Here is a 1,858-nt window from a genome sequence, read left to right as displayed (position 1 = left end):
ATCGCCGCGCCCGCGCCGATCGCGACGCCGCCGACGATCCGCGCGACGCGCCCGCCGGCCGGCGCCAGCCGCTCGGCCGCGATCGCCGCCGTCACGATGGCCATCACGCGCAGGTCCATCATGCCGGCCGCCAGCGACACGGCCATCAGGTTTGCGCAGCAGGCGCCGCACCGCAGCGCGGCGCGCATGCCGTACCGCCACGCGGCCGCGGCCACGGGTTTCGGATGCCGCGCGCCCTGGTCATCCGCGACGTGCCGGCAGCAAGCCAGCCGCCGCATCTTCCAGCCGGAAAACTGCAGCACGCCGGCGCCGAACACGACGGCGCCGGCGGCAAACGGCATCGCGGCGGCGAGCGCGGGCAGCCGTGCCGCCGCGGCCGCCAATGCGGTGCCGGCCGGAAACACCAGCGCGCCGAGCGCCATCCATACGGAGAAATACCCTGCGCCCGCGACCGCGACGAGCCACGCCCCGCGCGCGCCGCGCAACGCGGCCACACGCAGCCGATATCGCCACAGCACCGGCGCGAGCACCGGCAGCATCATCGTCATGGTCATCGCGCCCCACATGCCGGCAAACGCGGAGAACGCGTGCGCCTCCCCCCATCCGCATGGCCTGTGCCATCCGGCCGACAGCGTCCAGCCGCCCACCATCGGCGTCCCGCCGAGCGCGTCCATCGACGCGTGCTGCGCGAGCGTCGCCCACACGGCGGCGGCGAACACCGCGCCGAGCACGGCACCGAACATCCGCCGGCCGCCGGCCGCAGTGCCGGTGGCCGCCGCGTTCGTCACGGCTTGCGCCCCGCCTTCGTCGCCGTACTCATCGCCCGCTCCCGCCGCACGCCGGCCCGGCTCAGCCGCGCGCGTACTCGTACTCGTCATGGCGGCGCCACCACACGCCCGTCTCGTTGCGCCCGAGCGGCGCGCGGTCGAGCCACTGGTACATCCCCCACAGCGCGTCGAGCCCGCGCGCGTACGTCGAATACGTGTGATAGACGACGCCGTCGTCGCGCACGAACGCGCTCATGCCCGGCCGGTCGCGCGCGTACGTAGCGGCGTCGGTGCCGCACGTCGCAGCGAACTGCGCGACGGCGGCCGGCGGCGGGTCCATGTCCATCGCGTGGCCGGCCCGCGCATAGTTGTATTCGACGTCGCCGGCGCGCTGCTGCGCTTCGGTAAACGACACGTTGAAGTCGAAGTTGAACTCGCCGCCGTCCGACGACGCCCACGGAAAGTGCCAGCCCATTCGCTGCCTGTACGCGAGCAGCTTCGCGAGCGGCGCGCGCGACACCGCGGCGAGCGTCACGTCGTGGTTCGCGAGATGCACCGCGAACCCGTCGAAGCCGTCGGCGAGCGCCGAGCACGACGGGCAGCCGGCCTTGTAATCGGGGCCGAACATGAAGTGATAGACGAGCAGCTGCGAGCGGCCATCGAACAGATCGTCGAGCGTCGCCGGCCCGTTCTGGGTATCGAACCGGTAGGTCTTGTCGACGCGCACCCACGGCAGCGCCTGGCGGCGTCGCGCGAGCTCGTCGCTCTGCCGCGTCAAGGTCTTTTCTGCATCGAGCAGCGCGCGGCGCGCCGCCAGCCATTCGGCGCGCGTTCCGGTGAGATGGTTCGTCATTGCGGGGTCCTCCTTTCGACAGGGATCCGGGCACGGCGCATCCGCCGTGTGCGTGGTGCTAGATTAGGGCCGGGCATCGGACCGGAGGGAGTGACAACTGTGTCGGGATTCGGATGGATTCGCTGATCACGGCCGCCGCGCGGGCGCTCGCGGCCGGCGACCCGCTCGGCGCGCTGAACCGCGTCGCGCTGCGCGACGACGCGCCGGCGCTTGCGTTGCGCGGCATCGCGATGGCGCA

General features: G+C 72.9%; 2 protein-coding genes and 1 pseudogene. 1 reads left to right on the top strand and 2 read right to left on the bottom strand.

Annotation, left to right across the window (positions count from 1 at the left end):
• Together BSE24067_RS32115 and BSE24067_RS32110 are read right to left on the bottom strand one after the other, a co-directional pair.
• Positions 1 to 743 (bottom strand): DUF2182 domain-containing protein (locus BSE24067_RS32115; protein ID WP_254600373.1); only part of this gene is annotated, 743 nt, incomplete at its 3' end.
• Between the two features lie 106 nt (positions 744 to 849).
• Entirely contained in the window at positions 850 to 1,620 is a 771-nt protein-coding gene (locus tag BSE24067_RS32110; RefSeq protein WP_151068768.1) for a DUF899 domain-containing protein, read from the bottom strand.
• Between the two features lie 113 nt (positions 1,621 to 1,733).
• Here BSE24067_RS32110 and BSE24067_RS33040 point away from each other — a divergent pair.
• Positions 1,734 to 1,858: pseudogene (locus tag BSE24067_RS33040) on the top strand (helix-turn-helix domain-containing protein); the annotation flags it as partial.

This window comes from Burkholderia latens, from assembly GCF_902499045.1.
GTDB classification, from domain to species: domain Bacteria; phylum Pseudomonadota; class Gammaproteobacteria; order Burkholderiales; family Burkholderiaceae; genus Burkholderia; species Burkholderia latens.
This window is presented reverse-complemented; position numbering and strand designations above follow the sequence as displayed.